This window comes from Streptomyces sp. NPDC004134 (genome assembly GCF_042874195.1).
Lineage (GTDB): Bacteria > Actinomycetota > Actinomycetes > Streptomycetales > Streptomycetaceae > Streptomyces.
The window spans coordinates 13,320-30,426 of the sequence record NZ_JBIAMS010000012.1 but is presented as its reverse complement, the minus strand read 5'-3'; the positions used below and the strand labels follow the sequence as shown (position 1 = coordinate 30,426).

Annotated in this window: 15 protein-coding genes; 14 read left to right on the top strand and 1 reads right to left on the bottom strand. The window is 72.5% G+C overall.

Annotated elements, in window-relative coordinates:
- Positions 1–128: 128 nt before the first annotated feature.
- The 12 genes from ACFYVJ_RS16910 (at position 129) to ACFYVJ_RS16855 (ending at position 10,656) form a co-directional block, all read left to right on the top strand.
- Positions 129–890, top strand: a complete 762-nt coding sequence (locus ACFYVJ_RS16910) for a helix-turn-helix transcriptional regulator (RefSeq protein ID WP_388892287.1) — start codon at positions 129–131, stop codon at positions 888–890.
- Complete coding sequence (gene sufB / locus ACFYVJ_RS16905; RefSeq protein ID WP_388891907.1) at positions 887–2,317, top strand: Fe-S cluster assembly protein SufB; 1,431 nt, start codon at positions 887–889, stop codon at positions 2,315–2,317. The genes ACFYVJ_RS16910 and sufB overlap by 4 nt, the downstream gene beginning before the upstream one ends.
- Before the next feature lie 74 nt (positions 2,318–2,391).
- Entirely contained in the window at positions 2,392–3,588 is a 1,197-nt protein-coding gene (sufD, locus tag ACFYVJ_RS16900) for a Fe-S cluster assembly protein SufD (protein WP_388891904.1), read from the top strand.
- Positions 3,585–3,920 (top strand): non-heme iron oxygenase ferredoxin subunit, encoded by a 336-nt coding sequence (locus tag ACFYVJ_RS16895; RefSeq protein ID WP_388891902.1) that lies wholly within the window; start codon positions 3,585–3,587, stop codon positions 3,918–3,920. The genes sufD and ACFYVJ_RS16895 overlap by 4 nt, the downstream gene beginning before the upstream one ends.
- A 7-nt stretch (positions 3,921–3,927) precedes the next feature.
- On the top strand, positions 3,928–4,692 hold the full coding sequence (gene sufC / locus ACFYVJ_RS16890) for a Fe-S cluster assembly ATPase SufC (RefSeq protein ID WP_101425178.1): 765 nt from the start codon (positions 3,928–3,930) through the stop codon (positions 4,690–4,692).
- Positions 4,689–5,945, top strand: a complete 1,257-nt coding sequence (locus ACFYVJ_RS16885) for a cysteine desulfurase (protein WP_388891899.1) — start codon at positions 4,689–4,691, stop codon at positions 5,943–5,945. The genes sufC and ACFYVJ_RS16885 overlap by 4 nt, the downstream gene beginning before the upstream one ends.
- A gap of 16 nt (positions 5,946–5,961) precedes the next feature.
- Positions 5,962–6,414 (top strand): Fe-S cluster assembly sulfur transfer protein SufU, encoded by a 453-nt coding sequence (gene sufU, locus ACFYVJ_RS16880; RefSeq protein WP_027771359.1) that lies wholly within the window; start codon positions 5,962–5,964, stop codon positions 6,412–6,414.
- Positions 6,411–6,785 carry a metal-sulfur cluster assembly factor gene (locus ACFYVJ_RS16875; protein WP_388891895.1) on the top strand — a complete coding sequence of 125 codons (375 nt, stop codon included), beginning with the start codon at positions 6,411–6,413 and terminating at the stop codon, positions 6,783–6,785. Before sufU ends, ACFYVJ_RS16875 begins: the two co-directional genes overlap by 4 nt.
- Positions 6,786–6,995: 210 nt before the next feature.
- Entirely contained in the window at positions 6,996–7,607 is a 612-nt protein-coding gene (locus ACFYVJ_RS16870; protein WP_388891892.1) for an RNA polymerase sigma factor, read from the top strand.
- A complete protein-coding gene (locus ACFYVJ_RS16865) occupies positions 7,600–8,601 on the top strand; it encodes a CU044_5270 family protein (RefSeq protein ID WP_388891889.1) in 1,002 nt (333 codons plus the stop codon). The genes ACFYVJ_RS16870 and ACFYVJ_RS16865 overlap by 8 nt, the downstream gene beginning before the upstream one ends.
- Positions 8,602–8,776: 175 nt before the next feature.
- Positions 8,777–9,772, top strand: a complete 996-nt coding sequence (gene dapD / locus ACFYVJ_RS16860) for a 2,3,4,5-tetrahydropyridine-2,6-dicarboxylate N-succinyltransferase (RefSeq protein ID WP_388891886.1) — start codon at positions 8,777–8,779, stop codon at positions 9,770–9,772.
- A gap of 92 nt (positions 9,773–9,864) precedes the next feature.
- A complete protein-coding gene (locus tag ACFYVJ_RS16855; RefSeq protein ID WP_388891883.1) occupies positions 9,865–10,656 on the top strand; it encodes an EI24 domain-containing protein in 792 nt (263 codons plus the stop codon).
- Here ACFYVJ_RS16855 and ACFYVJ_RS16850 read toward each other — a convergent pair.
- A complete protein-coding gene (locus ACFYVJ_RS16850; protein ID WP_388891880.1) occupies positions 10,646–12,478 on the bottom strand; it encodes an endonuclease/exonuclease/phosphatase family protein in 1,833 nt (610 codons plus the stop codon). The two genes, ACFYVJ_RS16855 and ACFYVJ_RS16850, sit on opposite strands and share 11 nt — an antisense overlap.
- 204 nt (positions 12,479–12,682) lie before the next feature.
- Here ACFYVJ_RS16850 and ACFYVJ_RS16845 point away from each other — a divergent pair, with 204 nt between their 5' ends.
- Positions 12,683–14,158, top strand: coding sequence for a hypothetical protein (locus tag ACFYVJ_RS16845; RefSeq protein WP_388891878.1), 1,476 nt, complete (start codon positions 12,683–12,685; stop codon positions 14,156–14,158).
- Positions 14,159–14,515: 357 nt separating this feature from the next.
- The gene (locus ACFYVJ_RS16840) at positions 14,516–16,888 is read left to right on the top strand and encodes a PQQ-dependent sugar dehydrogenase (RefSeq protein WP_388892284.1); all 2,373 of its coding nucleotides are present in this window, start codon (positions 14,516–14,518) and stop codon (positions 16,886–16,888) included.
- Positions 16,889–17,107: the final 219 nt, after the last annotated feature.

Sequence of the window (17,107 nt, the reverse complement as noted above, 5' to 3'; positions counted from 1 at the left end):
CACGCCAGGGGGTGGGCCGATCCCGTACGGAACTTAGGTAACCCTAAGTGATGTATTCCACCGCACGGTGATCGAGGCCCGGCTTGTCGCATCCCGGCGAATTAAGCAACAATGGCGTTGTGAAAAACGTGGACCCGGGTGGGAGCACGGCGAAGGACCAGGCGGCCGGGCCGGCCGTCGCTGCCGCCGTGCCCGGTGACGGGACGCGCAACCGCGTGGCCCGTTCCATCCTCGACCACGGCCCGTCGACCGCCGCCGACCTGGCCCACCGGCTCGAACTCACCCCCGCCGCCGTCCGGCGGCACCTCGACGTGCTCGTCGCCGAGGGCATCGTGGAACCCCGCGACCAGCGGGTCTACGGGACCCGCGGGCGCGGCCGGCCGGCCAAGGTCTTCGCCCTGACCGACTGCGGCCGCGACGCCTTCGACCAGGCGTACGACCAGCTCGCCGCCGACGCACTGCGCTGGATCGCCCAGAGCGCGGGCGGCGGCGTGCGAGGTGAGGCGGCCGTCGCCGCCTTCGCCCGCGACCGGGTCGCCGAGCAGGCCGAGCGGTACGCCGCGGAGCTGGCCGGCATGCCCGCCGAGAGCCGGGTCGAGGCCCTCGCCCGGCTGCTCTCCGAGGACGGGTACGCTGCCACCGCGCGCAGCGCGCCCGGAGCCCCCGGCGAGCAGCTCTGCCAGCACCACTGCCCGGTGGCGCACACCGCCGAGCAATACCCGCAGCTCTGCGAGGCGGAGACCGAGGTCTTCTCCCGCTTGCTCGGCACCCATGTGCAGCGTCTGGCCACCATCGCCCACGGCGACGGGGTGTGTACGACGTTCGTCCCCGAAATCCGCGAGCACCACGCTCGCAGGCAGCCACCGACATCCGGGAGGAACCCCGCATGACTGCGCCCATCGAGACCGCTTCCTCGGAGCATCCCGAGCTCGACGGCCTGGGACGCTACGAGTACGGCTGGGCCGACTCGGACGCGGCCGGCGCCGCCGCGAAGCGCGGCCTGTCCGAGGACGTCGTCCGGGACATCTCAGGCAAGAAGTCCGAGCCCGACTGGATGCTGAAGACCCGGCTGAAGGGCCTGCGGCTCTTCGGCAAGAAGCCCATGCCCACCTGGGGCTCGGACCTCTCCGGCATCGACTTCGACAACATCAAGTACTTCGTCAGGTCCACCGAGAAGCAGGCCCAGTCCTGGGAGGACCTGCCGGAGGACATCAAGAACACCTACGACAAGCTCGGCATCCCCGAGGCGGAGAAGCAGCGCCTGGTCGCCGGCGTCGCCGCGCAGTACGAGTCGGAGGTCGTCTACCACCAGATCCGCGAGGACCTGGAGGAGCAGGGCGTCGTCTTCCTGGACACCGACACCGCGCTCAAGGAGCACCCGGAGCTGTTCAAGGAGTACTACGGCACGGTCATCCCGCCCGGTGACAACAAGTTCGCCTCCCTCAACACCGCGGTGTGGTCCGGCGGCTCGTTCATCTACGTCCCCAAGGGCGTGCACGTCGAGATCCCGCTGCAGGCGTACTTCCGGATCAACACCGAGAACATGGGCCAGTTCGAGCGGACGCTGATCATCGTCGACGAGGGCGCGTACGTGCACTACGTCGAGGGCTGCACCGCGCCGATCTACCAGTCGGACTCGCTGCACTCGGCGGTCGTCGAGATCATCGTGAAGAAGAACGCCCGCTGCCGGTACACCACGATCCAGAACTGGTCGAACAACGTGTACAACCTGGTCACCAAGCGCGCGGTGGCCTACGAGGGCGCGACCATGGAGTGGGTCGACGGCAACATCGGCTCCAAGGTCACCATGAAGTACCCGGCGATCTACCTGATGGGCGAGCACGCCAAGGGCGAGACGCTGTCCGTCGCCTTCGCCGGCGAGGGCCAGCACCAGGACGCCGGCGCCAAGATGGTGCACATGGCGCCGAACACGTCGTCCAACATCGTCTCCAAGTCGGTGGCGCGGGGCGGCGGGCGGACCTCGTACCGCGGCCTGATCGAGATCGGCGAGGGCGCGGAGAACTCGAAGTCCAACGTCCTCTGCGACGCCCTGCTGGTCGACACGATCTCCCGCTCGGACACCTACCCGTACGTCGACGTCCGCGAGGACGACGTGACGATGGGCCACGAGGCGACCGTCTCCAAGGTCAGCGACGACCAGCTCTTCTACCTGATGCAGCGCGGCCTCTCCGAGGACGAGGCGATGGCGATGATCGTCCGCGGCTTCGTCGAGCCGATCGCCAAGGAGCTGCCGATGGAGTACGCGCTGGAGCTCAACCGGCTGATCGAGCTGCAGATGGAGGGCGCGGTCGGCTAGCCGGCCGCCGTACGCCCGCACAGGCCGGAACAGCCTTCGAGACGATTCCCGAGAAAGCGAGTACGAGAACAGTCATGGCCGACGCCCAGAAGATCCCGGCCGGCTCCACCGCCGCCGGAAGCATCGCGGTGGCCGCCGAGTCCACCGTCGCCACCAGGATGAGCGCCCCGCCGTCCTTCGACGTGGCCGACTTCCCGGTCCCGCACGGCCGGGAGGAGGAGTGGCGCTTCACCCCGCTGGAGCGGACCCGCGGTCTGCACGACGGCAGCGCCACCGCCACCGGCGAGCCCAAGACGGCCATCACCGCGCCCGACGGCGTCACCGTCGAGACCGTCGGGCGCGACGACGCCCGGCTGGGCCGGGCCGGCACCCCGGTGGACCGGATCGCCGCCCAGGCGTACTCCTCGTTCGAGAAGGCCACGGTCGTGACCGTGCCGAAGGACACACAGCTCACCGAGCCGATCCGGGTCTCGGTGCACGGGGAACACCGGAACGGAGAGGCGGTCGTCTCGTACGGGCACCAGCTCATCGAGCTGGGCGCCTTCGCGGAGGCCGTCGTCGTCATCGACCACACGGGCGACGCGGTGCTCGCCGAGAACACCGAGTACGTGCTCGGCGACGGCGCCAAGCTCACCGTCGTCTCCGTACAGGACTGGGCCGACGAGGCCGTGCACGTCGCGCAGCAGTCCGCGCTCATCGGCCGGGACGCCAGCTTCAAGTCCGTGATCGTCACCTTCGGCGGCGACCTGGTCCGGCTGCACCCCCGGGCGCACTACGCGGGCCCGGGCGCCGAGGCCGAGCTGTACGGGCTGTACTTCACCGACGCGGGGCAGCACCAGGAGCACCGCCTGTTCGTCGACCACGACGCCCCGCACTGCCGGAGCAACGTGGCGTACAAGGGCGCGCTCCAGGGCGCCGACGCGCACGCCGTGTGGATCGGCGACGTGCTGATCCGCAAGCGCGCCGAGGGCACCGACACGTACGAGCTGAACCGCAACCTGGTGCTCACCGACGGCGCCCGCGTCGACTCGGTGCCCAACCTGGAGATCGAGACCGGTGAGATCGTCGGTGCGGGCCACGCGTCGGCCACCGGCCGCTTCGAGGACGAGCAGCTCTTCTACCTGATGGCCCGCGGCATCCCGGCCGACGAGGCCCGCCGGCTGGTCGTCCGCGGCTTCTTCGCCGAGCTGGTGCAGCAGATCGGCATCGAGGACGTCGAGCAGCGCCTGATCGAGAAGATCGAGGCCGAGCTGGAGGCGTCCGTGGCATGACCGACACGACCAACGCGACGTACGTACGCGCCTGTGCGCTGAGCGAGCTGGAGGAGGACCTCCCCAAGCGGGTGGACCTCGACGGCACGCCGGTGTCGGTCGTGCTCACCGGGGACGAGGTGTTCGCGATCTACGACATCTGCTCGCACGCGAACGTCTCGCTCTCCGAAGGCGAGGTGGAGGACTGCCAGATCGAGTGCTGGCTGCACGGCTCCACCTTCGACCTGCGTACCGGCAAGCCCTCCGGGCTGCCCGCGACGCGCCCCGTCCCCGTGTATCCCGTCAAGATCCAAGGGGACGACGTGCTCGTCTCCGTCACCCAGGAGTCCTGAAGGCACCATGGCAACGCTTGAAATCCGCGACCTGCACGTCTCCGTCGAGGCCGACAACGCCACGAAGGAGATCCTCAAGGGCGTCGACCTGACCGTGAAGCAGGGCGAGACTCACGCCATCATGGGCCCCAACGGCTCCGGCAAGTCCACCCTGGCGTACTCCGTCGCCGGCCACCCCAAGTACCAGATCACCTCCGGGACCGTCACCATCGACGGCGAGGACGTGCTGGAGATGAGCGTCGACGAGCGCGCCCGCGCCGGTCTCTTCCTCGCCATGCAGTACCCGGTCGAGGTCCCCGGCGTCACCGTCTCCAACTTCCTGCGCACCTCCGCCACCGCGATCCGCGGCGAAGCCCCCAAGCTCCGCACCTGGGTCAAGGAGGTCAAGGAGGCGATGGAGCGGCTGAACATCGACCCCGCCTTCGCCGAGCGCAACGTCAACGAGGGCTTCTCCGGCGGTGAGAAGAAGCGCCACGAGATCCTCCAGCTCGAACTCCTCAAGCCGAAGATCGCGATCCTCGACGAGACCGACTCGGGCCTGGACGTCGACGCGCTGCGCATCGTCTCCGAGGGCGTCAACCGGATCCGCGAGAGCGGCGAGGTCGGCACCCTGCTGATCACCCACTACACCCGCATCCTGCGCTACATCAAGCCCGACCACGTGCACGTCTTCGCGGGCGGCCGGATCGCCGAGTCCGGCGGCCCGGAGCTGGCGGACAAGCTGGAGGAAGAGGGCTACGCAGCCTACGTGAAGGGCGGCGCATCAGCGTGACCCCACTGCCGGGCCTCCTCGACACCGAGGCGATCCGCAAGGACTTCCCGATCCTGGACCGCACGGTCCACGACGGGAAGAAGCTCGTGTACCTGGACAACGCGGCGACCTCGCAGAAGCCGCGCCAGGTGCTCGACGCGTTGAACGCGTACTACGAGCGGCACAACGCGAACGTGCACCGCGGTGTGCACGTCCTCGCCGAGGAGGCCACGGCGCTGTACGAGGGCGCCCGGGACAAGGTCGCCGCCTTCGTCAACGCGCCCAGCCGGGACGAGGTGGTCTTCACCAAGAACGCCTCCGAGTCGCTGAACCTCGTGGCCAACATGCTCGGCTTCGCCGACGAGCCGTACCGCGTGGACCGCGACACGGAGATCGTCATCACGGAGATGGAGCACCACTCCAACATCGTCCCGTGGCAACTGCTCGCGCAGCGCACGGGCGCGAAGCTGAAGTGGTTCGGCCTCACCGACGACGGCCGCCTCGACCTGAGCGACCTGGACGAGGTCATCACGGAGAGGACGAAGGTCGTCTCCTTCGTGCTGGTCTCCAACATCCTCGGCACGCACAACCCCGTCGAGGCCATCGTCCGGCGCGCCCAGGAGGTCGGCGCGCTGGTCGTCGTCGACGCCTCCCAGGCCGCGCCGCACATGCCGCTGGACGTGCAGGCGCTCCAGGCCGACTTCGTCGCCTTCACCGGGCACAAGATGGCCGGTCCCACCGGCATCGGGGTGCTCTGGGGCCGCAAGGGGCTGCTCGACGACCTGCCCCCGTTCCTCGGCGGCGGCGAGATGATCGAGACCGTCTCGATGCACTCCTCGACGTACGCCCCGGCGCCGCACAAGTTCGAGGCCGGTACGCCGCCGATCGCCCAGGCCGTCGGCCTCGGCGCCGCGGTGGACTACCTCAGCGGCATCGGGATGGAGCGGATCGAGGCGCACGAGCGGGCCATCACCGAGTACGCGCTCGGGCGCCTCCAGGAGGTCCCCGACCTGCGGATCATCGGCCCGACATCGGCCGAGGACCGCGGCGCCGCGATCTCCTTCACGCTCGGGGACATCCACCCCCACGACGTCGGCCAGGTGCTCGACGAGCAGGGCCTCGCGGTCCGGGTCGGCCACCACTGCGCGCGGCCGGTCTGCCTGCGGTACGGAATTCCTGCGACCACGCGGGCGTCGTTCTATCTGTACTCCACCCCGGGCGAGGTCGACGCGCTGATCGACGGCCTGGAGTACGTCCGGAACTTCTTCGGCTGAAGGGCGTGGGAACAGCGTGAAGCTCGATTCGATGTACCAGGACGTCATCCTGGACCACTACAAGCACCCGCACGGGCGGGGCTTGCGGGACGGCGACGCCGAGGTGCACCACGTCAATCCGACCTGCGGCGACGAGATCACCCTGCGCGTGAAGCTCGACGGACGGACCATCGAGGACGTCTCGTACGAGGGCCAGGGCTGCTCCATCAGCCAGGCCAGCGCCTCCGTGCTCAACGAGCTGCTGGTCGGCAAGGAACTCGCCGAGGCGCAGCGGATCCAGGAGCAGTTCCTGGAGCTGATGCAGTCGCGTGGGAGGATCGAGCCGGACGACGCCATGGAGGAGGTGCTGGAGGACGCGGTCGCGTTCGCCGGCGTCTCGAAGTACCCGGCGCGCGTGAAGTGCGCCCTGCTGTCCTGGATGGCGTGGAAAGACGCCACGGCCCAGGCGCTGAAGGAGGCCGCAGCATGACCGATACCAGCACGACGGACACGGGCACGACGGACGCCGAGACCGCCGCCGCCGGCACCAAGCCGGCCGGGGAGGACGAGATCCGTGAGGCGCTGTACGACGTCGTCGACCCCGAGCTGGGCATCGACGTCGTCAACCTCGGCCTCATTTACGGCATCCACGTGGACGAGGGCAACATCGCCACCCTGGACATGACGCTGACCTCGGCGGCCTGTCCGCTGACCGACGTGATCGAGGACCAGGCGAAGGCCGCCACCGAGGGCATCGTCAACGACCTCAGGATCAACTGGGTCTGGATGCCCCCGTGGGGTCCCGACAAGATCACCGACGAGGGCCGCGAGCAACTGCGCGCGCTCGGCTTCAACGTCTGACATCCGCGCAAGGCCCGCCCCGGTGAACCCGGGGCGGGCCTTGCGCGTCTCGGGGCCCGCGGCGGGTCCGGCCGGTGAACGGCCGGAAAAAGTGGTGAGAACGCGTCGGGGTCGATCGGGCAAGAAGAGGTGACAGCGCTCCGCTCACACCTTTTCGATCGGGGACCGCCCACAGTGATCGACCCACCGCACGACATCACGGAGAGATTTGTGGAACCACCGCAGGACGTCTCGCCGCTCGTCGACGGAGACGCCGCCGTGATCGAGGAGTCGCTGGACCGGCCCGAGGCGTTCGCCGAGTTGTACGACCGGTACGCCCCCGCCATACACCGCTACGTGACCCGCCGGCTCGGTGCCGGCGCGGCGGACGACGTCACCGCCGACACCTTCCTGGCCGCCTTCCGCGCCCGGGCCCGCTACGACACCGGCCGGGCCAGCGCCCGGCCGTGGCTCTACGGCATCGCCGCCAACCTCATCGGCCGGCACCGCCGCTCCGAGGTACGGGGGCTGCGCGCCCTGGCCCGTACCGGCGTCGACCCCGTCGCGCACTCCTGGGTGGACGAGGCCGACGACCGGCTGACCGCCCAGGCCGTGCACGCGCCGCTCGCGGGTGCGCTCGCCGGTCTCGCGGCCGGGGACCGGCACGTGCTGCTGCTGGTGGCCTGGGCCGACCTCAGCTACGCGGAGGTCGCCGAGGCGCTGGACATACCCATCGGCACCGTGCGCTCCCGGCTGAGCCGGGCCCGGCGCAAGGTCCGCGCGGCCGTGGGGCCCGATCCCCACTCCACCTACGACGCACCGGAGGCGGCAACCCATGGATGAGATGTCGAAGCTGCGCGAATGGCGCGCCGACGCGCCGGCTCCCGGCCGCGAGCGGCTCGCCCCCGGCCGCCGCCGGCTCCTCGACGCCGCGGGCGCGCGCAGGCGCCGGCGGCTGCCGGCGCTGGGCGACTGGCGCGTGGTGTCGGGCGCGGTGGCCGCGGGCGTCACGGCGGTGGCACTGCTGTCGACGAACCTGGGCGGCGGCACGGGCGGCGAGGGCACCCCGGCGGCGGGCGGCGACGTGCAGGTGACGGAGGCGACGCCGGCGCCGCCGAGCAGGGCGTCGGAGCTGCTGCAGAAGGCCGCGGTGGTGGTGGCGGCGGACCCGGTGCCGGAGCCGGAGGAGGGGGACTGGGTGTACGTGCGGGAGGTCAGCCTCGGCGTGACGGACCCGGCCGACGACTCCCCGGCCACGAGGGAGGACTGGTACGAGTACGCCGACCCGGAGTTCGAGAACTGGAACGAGGGCGACGACCACTCCCCGCGGGAGCGCTTCGAATACCTCGCCGCGCTGCCCGAGGACACCGACGCGGTGCTGCAGAAGGCCCGCTGGTTCTACCCCCAGAGCGGCGGGCGCCCCGACAGCGAGAACCCCGGCGCCGGCCGCAGCCCGGCCGACTTGGCCGAATGGAACTTCTCGTCGCTCCGCGTGCTGGCCGGGACGGCACCGATGCATCCCGTCGGCCTGTCCCGGGTCTACGAGGCGATGGCCACCATTCCGGGGCTGCGGGTCGCCGAGGGCACCGTGAAGGACGCAGCCGGCCGGCGGGCGCTCGCGTTCTCCGTCGAATCCGACCCGGACGGCATGCCCGTCCGCGACGAGGTGCTGATCGACCCCACGACGTACACCTACCTGGGCACCCGGTCCGTCGCCACCGACGACATGGGCCTGGAGGGCGGGGGGGACGAGAAGCAGTGGGTGGAGGGCGACATCGTGACGAGCACGGCGGTCCTCACCACCGCGCTGGTGGACGACGACGGCCTACGGCCCTGAGAGCCGAGGGGACCGACGGGGGCGGAGGCCGTACGGGACAGGGGACCGTACGGCGCACGGGGGCGGCCCGGGGTGCGCCGGGCCGCCCCCGTACCCGGCGGCGGCGCCGGGCGGCCGCCGTGTCGCCATGCGGACCGGTTCGCCTCCCACGCCGGGCGGCGGTTAGCGTTCGGGTATGACCGACGCAGTGACCTCCACCACCCTCCCCACCGGCGCCGCGGCCACCGGCCTGGCCACCGTCACCCCCGACGGCACCGTCCTCGACACCTGGTTCCCCGCCCCCGCGCTCGCCGACGACCCCGGCCCCGCGGGCACCGAGCGGCTGACCGCCGAGCGCGCGGCCGAACTGCTCGGGGAGCCCGCACGGGCGGCGCTCGGCCCCGACCAGCGGCGCGGGGTGGAGGTCGTCGCGGTGCGTACGGTGATCTCCTCGCTGCAGGAGAAGCCGGCCGACGCCCACGACGTGTACCTGCGGCTGCACCTGCTCAGCCACCGGCTGGTCCGCCCGCACGGGCAGAACCTCGACGGCATCTTCGGCCTGCTGGCGAACGTCGCCTGGACCTCCCACGGCCCCGTGCCCGCCGACCGGATCGAGGAGGTCCGGCTCGCGGTCCGCGCCGCCGGGCAGCACCTCCAGGTCAGCCACCTCGACAAGTTCCCGCGCATGGTCGACTACGTGCTGCCCTCCGGCGTCCGTATCGGCGACGCCGACCGCGTCCGCCTCGGCGCGCACCTCGCCGCCGGCACCACCGTCATGCACGAGGGGTTCGTCAACTTCAACGCCGGCACCCTCGGCACGTCCATGGTCGAGGGCCGGATCTCCGCGGGCGTCGTCGTCGGCGACGGCTCGGACGTCGGCGGCGGCGCGTCGATCATGGGCACGCTCTCCGGCGGCGGCAAGGACGTCATCTCCCTCGGCGAGCGCTGCCTGCTCGGCGCCCAGGCGGGCATCGGCATCTCGCTCGGCGACGACTGCATCGTCGAGGCCGGTCTCTACGTCACCGCGGGCACGAAGGTCGCCCTGCCGGACGGCGCCGTGGTCAAGGCCCGCGAGCTGTCCGGGGCGAGCAACCTGCTGTTCCTGCGCAACTCCACCACCGGCGCGGTCGAGGCCCGCCAGCGCTCCGGCTCGTGGGGCGGGCTGAACGCCGCGCTGCACGCCAACGACTGACGTGCTGGGCCCGGTTCGTACCCCGGGAGCCGCCTCCGCGGCCCTCGCGGCCGGGCCGCCACATGTGCCCGCGACCCCATAAGGTTGCGGGCATGCGTGACTTCACCACCGGGTTCGGCTACGTCGGCAAGGGACTGCGCTGGGTCGCGGGGCACGGGCGGTCGTGGGCCCTCGGCCTCGTGCCCGCGCTCATCGCCCTCGTGCTCTACGCCGCCGCCCTCGCCGCCCTCGCGTACTGGGCCGACGACATCGCCGTGTGGGCCACGCCCTTCGCCGACGACTGGGACTCGCCCTGGCAGGGGCTGCTGCGCGGGCTGTTCATGGCGCTGCTGCTGCTCGGCGGCATCGGCTTCGCGCTGCTCACGTTCACGGCCGTCGCGCTGCTGATCGGCGACCCGTTCTACGAGGCGCTGTCGGGGCGCGTCGAGGAGGACGCCGGCTTCTGCCCGCCCAGCCCGGACGAGCCGCTGCTGCCGGGGCTGTGGCGGTCGCTGAAGGAGAGCGTCCATGTGCTGTCGCGGGCGCTGATGTTCACCGTGCCGCTGTTCTTCCTCGGCTTCGTCCCGTTCCTCGGGCAGACGGTCGTGCCGGCGCTCGGCTTCGCCGTCGCCGGCTTCTTCCTCACCGTCGAGCTGACGTCGTTCGCCATGCAGCGCCGGGGGATAGACGTGCGCGGGCGGCTGGCGCTGCTGCGCAGGCGCAAGATGCTCGCGCTCGGCTTCGGCGTGCCGATCGTGCTGCTGTTCCTGGTGCCGCTGGCCGCGGTGGTGGTGATGCCGGGGGCGGTGGCGGGCGCGACGCTGCTCGCCCGCCACCTCGTCGGCGACGACGTGCCGGACCGCGGCCCGGCGCCGGCCCCCGGCGCGCCGCCCGTCAGGGCCTGAGCCGGACCACCGAGGGGTCGTGGTCGCTGGCCTGGTCGGCGTACTCGGCGTTGAGGTGCACGATGTCGTAGTCCGCCCGGGCGGCGAGCGCCGGGCTGGCCAGGATGTGGTCCAGCACCTGCGAGTTGCCGTTGAAGACGTAGCCGTAGCGCTGGTCGCGCGGCAGCTCGTTCACCAGGTCGACGAGCGCGCGGTCCTCGGTCAGCCGGGCCACCGCGGGGGAGAAGGGGAAGTCGTTGATGTCGCCGGCGACGACGACGCCCGCCTTCCGGTCCACGGCGAGCACGTCCTGAACGAACCCGTTGACCAGCGCGGCCTGGGCGATCCGCTGCTCCTCCGAGCCGCGGGCCGGCGGCTGGAAGCGGCTGTCGAGGCCCTGGTCGCCGCCCTTGGAGTTGAAGTGGTTGGCGACGACGAAGACCGTGCGCCCGCGGAAGGTGAACTCGCCCGCGAGCGGCTTGCGGCTGTCGCTCCAGGCCGCGTCGCCGGGGGCGATACGGCCGGGTGAGGCCGACAGCGCCGGGGCACCGCCGTCGCCGGTGACCCGCACCGGCGTCGTGGCGTCGCCGCCGGGGCGGTCGGTGAAGGAGACCCGCTCGGGGTCGTACAGGAACGCGACGCGGATGTTGCCGCCCGGCTGGCCGCCGTCGGCGTCGTCCGCGGGGTCGATCTGGCGCCACTCGTACGCGGGCCCGCCCGCGGCGGCGATCGCGTCCGTCAGCTTGCGCAGGGTGGCGTCGGCGCTCGTCACGGCGTCGTTGGTGGCGCCGTTGTCGTCCTGCACCTCCTGGAGGGCGACGATGTCGGGGGAGGCGAGGCCGTCCACGAGGGCGCGGGCCAGCCGGTCGAACTTCGCGGCGCCGTCGCGGGCGGAGAGGTTCTCCACGTTGTACGTGGCCACCGCCAGCTCGGCGTCGCGCTGCGGGCGGGTGGACTCGGGGTCAGGACCGGTCTGCTGCTCCTCGCCGAGCGCGGTGGCCTGCATCTCGTAGCCGCCGAACTGGTCGTAGTCCAGCGGGCCTTCCGTGGTGCCGCCGAGGCGGTCGCCGACGTCCAGGACGGGGAAGGGGCGCTGGGCGAACGGGATGAGGGAGGCGACCTTGAGCCGGCCGCCGTTGGGGTCGCGGTAGCCGGCGTAGAGCGTGCCGCCGCGGGCGGTGCGGTTGTGGGCGGGCTCGGCGGTCACCCACAGCTCGTTGAACTCGGTGCTGGGCCCGACGACCCGGGCGTCACGCACCGCGACCCGCATGCCCTCCAGCGACTCGTAGCGGTCGAGCGCGTACGAGCCGGGGCGCAGCCGCAGGTCCTCGATGCTGCCGCCGTCCGCGTCGGGCGCGAACCTGGCCGGGACGGTGGCGTCGCGCAGCACGAAGGCGTCGGGCAGGGGGTTGCCGGAGGACAGGACGGTCCACGTGGCGCCGGTCAGTTCGGTGAGGGACTGCAGCCCGGCGTTCTTGCCGCCGGGGTAGTACTCGGTGACCGACCCGGAGACCTCGACCGCGTCGCCGGGCGCGACGCCGGGAGTGGTGGAGCCGGTGAAGACGAAGACGGCCTCGCTGGTGGCCGCGTCGGCGTCGGGCTTCGGGTCCTGGACCCAGAAGCCGCGGGCGGAGCCGAAGGCGCGGACGGCGGTGACGATGCCGGGCACGCCGGTCACCTGCTCGCCGGCGAGCGGGGATATCCGGGTGTCGCCCTGGATGTCGCGGATGCGTATCTGCCCGTCGCCCGCCCCGGCGCCCGCGGCCCCGGCGGCGGGGGCGGTGAGCAGGGCGGCGGCGAGCGCGGCGGCGACGGCGTAGGGGACGGGGTGGGCGCGTGGCATGGTGTCCTCCGGGACAGGGACAGGACGGGAAGAAGGGGACGTGCATCTACGCGCGTCAATCTCGTGCGCGGGCCCGGGCGTTGTCAAGGAACGTGAAGTGAACACCGGACGCGCCGCCCGCCGGAACGGCGTCGTCGGCCCCGCCGCCCCGCGGGGGCTACCCTTGGGCAGCGTCCGATTGATCCCCAGTCTTCGGAGTTGTCGATGACCGCAGACCGCACCGTCCTGCCGCCCGTCCGGCTGCCCGCCGAGGCGGAGCTGGCCCGGGAGGCGCTGGCTTCGCCGCTCTTCGCGCGGGCCGTCCGGCTGGCCCGCTGGGCCGGTCCCGGGTTGCGGGTGGGCGCGGGCGGCGAGCTGCCCGACGCCGAGGTGCGCGAGGCCGCGGCGGAGCTGGGCCTGGAGGAGAGCGCGGACGAGGAGGGTGAGGCGCGGGCGGTCGCGGGCGAGGCATGGCGGATCGCCGTGGACGTCGGCCTGGTCGACGTCACGGCGCCGGAGGAGGGCGACGAGGAGCTGGGCACCGCGGCCCCCAGCGCCGACCTGCGGCTGGTCACCGGCGGCGCGCCCGCCGACGTGCTGGAGCTGTGGGCCGCCGCCTGCGAGTGCGTGCTGTCCGACGCCGCACTGCCGGACATGAGCGCGCTGGTCGAGCAGATCACCGCGGGCGAGGAGCTGGACCTGGACCGGCTCGACTGGGACCCGGAGGCCGACGCGGACTTCCTCGACGGCGCGCTCGGCAACCTCTACCTGCTCACCGCCCTGGAGGGCGCCGGCGCCGACGGCGCCGTACCGCTGCCCGCGCTGGCCGCCTCGCTCGTCGTCCCCGACGACATGGACGAGCCGACCGAGGAGGTGCTGGCGGAGGTCTCCGAGGCGGTGCTGCGGCTCGACGAGCAGTTCCGGATGCTGGAGCCGGTCGGCGTCGTGGCGTACCGCCCGGTGGCCGAGGAGATCCTGCTCGAAGCCGCCGGCACCGCACCCGCGGCGGACGAGCCCGAGGACGGCGACGAGGACGTCTCCCGCTACGGCGTGGTGCGCCTCACCCCCCTCGGCCTGTACGCGCTGCGCCGGCGGATGCTCGCCGAGGGCCTGGTCGCCCCGCTCGTGGGCGAGCTGGCGAGCGAGGACGCCTACGTCCTCCTCGACGCCCTGCCCCGGCTGCCCGACGCGGTCGCCCAGACGGAGGCCGAAGCCTGGCTGGAGGACCGCAAGCCCGCCGAGGCGGCCACCGAACTCCTCGACGCCGCCCGCGGCACCGACGAGCGCGCCCCGGCCCGCCGGCTGGCCTGCCAGCAGGCGCTGGCCGTCGCGGGCGGCGAGGCGGAGCCGGCGGTACGGGACGTACTCCACGACCGCGAACTCGGCGGTCTGGCGCGGGTCTGGCTCACCGAGCGCGGCGTCCCCGGCGTGCCGCAGCCCACCGACGACATGGTCTTCTGGCTCGCCGTCGACACGGTCGCCGCCCAGTTGGGCGGGCTGCGGGACGACACCCCCGAGCTGTGCGAGCTGGTGGAGCACCTGGTGGCCATGCACCGCGGCTTCTTCGCCGCCGCCTGGCGCGTGGACCACCCGGCCACGCCCGAGGTGCTGGAGGCGATGGGCCGGCTGCACCCGGACCGCCAGGTCGCCAAGGACGCCCGCAAGGCGGCCTTCAAGGCCCGTTCGCGGCCCACGGCGTAACACCGCGCCTCCCGGGGCGTGTCCGAGAGCGCCCGGCCCGTACGCGGCCGGGCGCTCTCGTATGCTCCCAACTGGGCTTTGTCCTAGCTCGGGATGAAGTTGACTCCGGTTACTGCCAAAGCTCTTTTCGGCAGGGACGAAAGCGGTTACGGTCCTGACGGCGGCGCGCGCCTGTCCGCACACCAGTCACATGTCCGCACACCAGTCACGCACCACATGTCAGGTATGTCGCGAAACGATGCCCCGTACCCGTCACCCACGGGAGGACGCAACGTGCACAAGACCCGACCCAGACTCCGCACCGCCCTGGCGGCCTTCGCGGGCGCCCTGCTCCTCGGCAGCGGCCTCGCCCCCGGCATGGCCGCCACCGGCGCCGCGCACGAGCCGCCGGCGGCGGCCCAGGACGGCCCCGCCGCGCCCGATCTGCAACAGGTGACCCTCGCCAAGGGCGTGGACCAGGTCGGCGAGCCGATGGCGCTCGCCGTACTCCCCGACGGCGCCGTGCTGCACACCTCGCGCGACGGCACCCTCTGGCACACCGGCGCCGCGGGCGGCACCCGCGTCGCCGCCCAGCTCCCCGTCTACCCGCACGACGAGGACGGCCTCCAAGGCGTCGGCGTGGACCCGGACTTCGAGACCAACCGCGCCGTCTACCTCTACTACGCGCCCGTCATGGACACCCCCCACGGCATCGCGCCCAGCGACGGCACGCCCGCCGAGTTCGAGGCGTACGAGGGCGTCAACCGCCTCTCGCGCTTCACCCTGAACCAGGACGGCACCCTCGATCCCGGCAGCGAGCAGACCGTGCTGGAAGTCGGCACCGACCGCGGCCGGTGCTGCCACAACGGCGGCGACATCGCGTTCGACAGCGAGGGCAACCTGCTGCTGTCCACCGGCGACGACACCGACCCCTTCTCCTCCGACGGCTACACGCCGATCGACGAGCGCGAGACCCGCAACCCGTCCTTCGACGGGCAGCGCTCCGCGGGCAACACCGACGACCTGCGCGGCAAGATCCTGCGCATCAAGGTCGACCCCGCCGACGGCTCGTACACCGTCCCGGACGGCAACCTCTTCGCTCCCGGCACCGAGAAGACCAGGCCCGAGATCTACGCCATGGGCTTCCGCAACCCGTTCCGGATGAGCGTCGACAAGGCGACCGACACCGTCTACGTCGGCGACTACGGCCCCGACTCCGGTGCCGCGAACCCGGCCCGCGGGCCCGGCGGCCAGGTCGAGTTCAACCGGATCACCGAGGCCGGCAACTTCGGCTGGCCCTACTGCCACGGCGCCAACGACGCCTACATCGACTACGACTTCGCCACCGGCGCGTCCGGCGAGGCGTTCGACTGCGCCGCGCCCCGCAACGAGTCGCCGCGCAACACCGGCCTCACCGAGCTGCCCCCGGCCCAGTCCGCCTGGATCGCCTACGACGGCAACTCCATCCCGGAGTTCGGCAGCGGCTCGGAGTCCCCGATGGCCGGCCCGGTCTTCCGCCACGACCCGGACCTCGGCTCCCGGCTCCAGCTCCCCGAGCGCTACGACGAGCTGTTCTTCGCCGGCGAGCACGGCCGCGAGTGGATCAAGACCATCGGCGTGGGCGAGGACGGCGGCGTCGGTGCCATCGAGGACTTCTCGTCCGGCAGCAAGATCATGGACATGGAGTTCGGGCCCGACGGGGCGCTGTACTTCCTCGACTACGGCACCGGCTTCTTCAACGGCGACCAGAACTCCGCCCTGTACCGGATCCAGAACGCCGCACAGGGCTTCGCCCCCGAGCCCGCCGCCTCCGCCACCGGCGCGAGCACCGGGCACGCCCCGCTGAAGGTCGGGTTCTCCTCGGCGGGCACCGCCGACCGGGACAGCGAACAGCTCCGCTACCGCTGGGACTTCGGCGACGGCAAGTCCTCCGACAAGCAGAACCCGCAGCACAACTACAGCAAGGACGGCCAGTACTCCGCCGTCCTCACCGTCACCGACCCCGACGGCAACACCGGCACCTCCGCCGTCCGCGTCGTCGTCGGCAACACCCCGCCCGAGGTCGAGCTGAAGCTGCCCGCCGACGGCACGGTCTTCGAGTACGGCGACGCCATCCCGTTCGAGGTGTCGGTCTCCGACGCCGAGGACGGCGAGATCGACTGCTCCCGGGTGCGCGTCGACTACGCGCTCGGTCACGACACCCACGGCCACCCGATGACCTTCGAGGAGGGCTGCACCGGCACCATCGAGACCTTCGAGGAGGACCGGCACGACGACAACGCCAACCTCTTCGGCCTCATCCGGGCCCGCTACACCGACGGTGGCGGCGCCACCGCCGGCGTGCCCGCGCTGAACACCAGCGCCGAGCACAAGCTCCAGCCGGCGCACCGCCAGGCCGAGCACTTCGACACCGCCGAGGGCGCCACGGCCGGTGCCGCGAGCGGCGCCGAAGGCGGCCGGGCCGTCACCGGCGGGGGCGGCGAGTGGATCGCCTTCGAGCCGTACGCGCTCGACGGCATCACGCACCTGTCCGCCCGCGTCGACGCCGCCGGCAGCGCCGACGGCGCCGTGGAACTGCGCGCGGGCGCACCCGACGGGCCGGTGCTCGCCACCGCCCCGGTGGGCGGCGCGAGCGGCTGGCAGGAGGCGGGCGCCGACGTGACGGACGCACCCGCCGGGACGACGTCGCTCTATCTGGTGCTCACCGGAGGGGAGTTCAGGCTGGACAGCTTCCACCTCGGCAGCGGCTGACGCCGCACGCCGCCACGCACCACCGCCGGCGCCCCGAGGGGAGCGCCGGCGGGCAGCGGCGGCGGGGAAGGCCGCACGCACGGTTCCGGCGGGCGCGGGTCACCCCGCGCCCGGCGGGCCGCGACCGGCAGCCGCGCGCCGCGCAGGCGGCGCGCGGCGGGCCCGGAGTCGGGTCCGCACCGGCCGGCTCCGGGCACCTTCCGCGCCGTAGCACCGCAT

Bases quoted from the DNA above. Each gene is read 5' to 3' on its own strand.
- ACFYVJ_RS16895 (WP_388891902.1), top strand. From the start codon at position 3,585: ATGACCGACACGACCAACGCGACGTACGTACGCGCCTGTGCGCTGAGC.
- ACFYVJ_RS16875 (WP_388891895.1), top strand. From the start codon at position 6,411: ATGACCGATACCAGCACGACGGACACGGGCACGACGGACGCCGAGACC.
- ACFYVJ_RS16850 (WP_388891880.1), bottom strand. From the start codon at position 12,478: ATGCCACGCGCCCACCCCGTCCCCTACGCCGTCGCCGCCGCGCTCGCC.
- ACFYVJ_RS16865 (WP_388891889.1), top strand. From the start codon at position 7,600: ATGGATGAGATGTCGAAGCTGCGCGAATGGCGCGCCGACGCGCCGGCT.
- sufD (WP_388891904.1), top strand. From the start codon at position 2,392: ATGGCCGACGCCCAGAAGATCCCGGCCGGCTCCACCGCCGCCGGAAGC.
- ACFYVJ_RS16855 (WP_388891883.1), top strand. From the start codon at position 9,865: ATGCGTGACTTCACCACCGGGTTCGGCTACGTCGGCAAGGGACTGCGC.
- sufB (WP_388891907.1), top strand. From the start codon at position 887: ATGACTGCGCCCATCGAGACCGCTTCCTCGGAGCATCCCGAGCTCGAC.
- sufC (WP_101425178.1), top strand. From the start codon at position 3,928: ATGGCAACGCTTGAAATCCGCGACCTGCACGTCTCCGTCGAGGCCGAC.
- ACFYVJ_RS16840 (WP_388892284.1), top strand. From the start codon at position 14,516: ATGGCCGCCACCGGCGCCGCGCACGAGCCGCCGGCGGCGGCCCAGGAC.
- dapD (WP_388891886.1), top strand. From the start codon at position 8,777: ATGACCGACGCAGTGACCTCCACCACCCTCCCCACCGGCGCCGCGGCC.
- ACFYVJ_RS16845 (WP_388891878.1), top strand. From the start codon at position 12,683: ATGACCGCAGACCGCACCGTCCTGCCGCCCGTCCGGCTGCCCGCCGAG.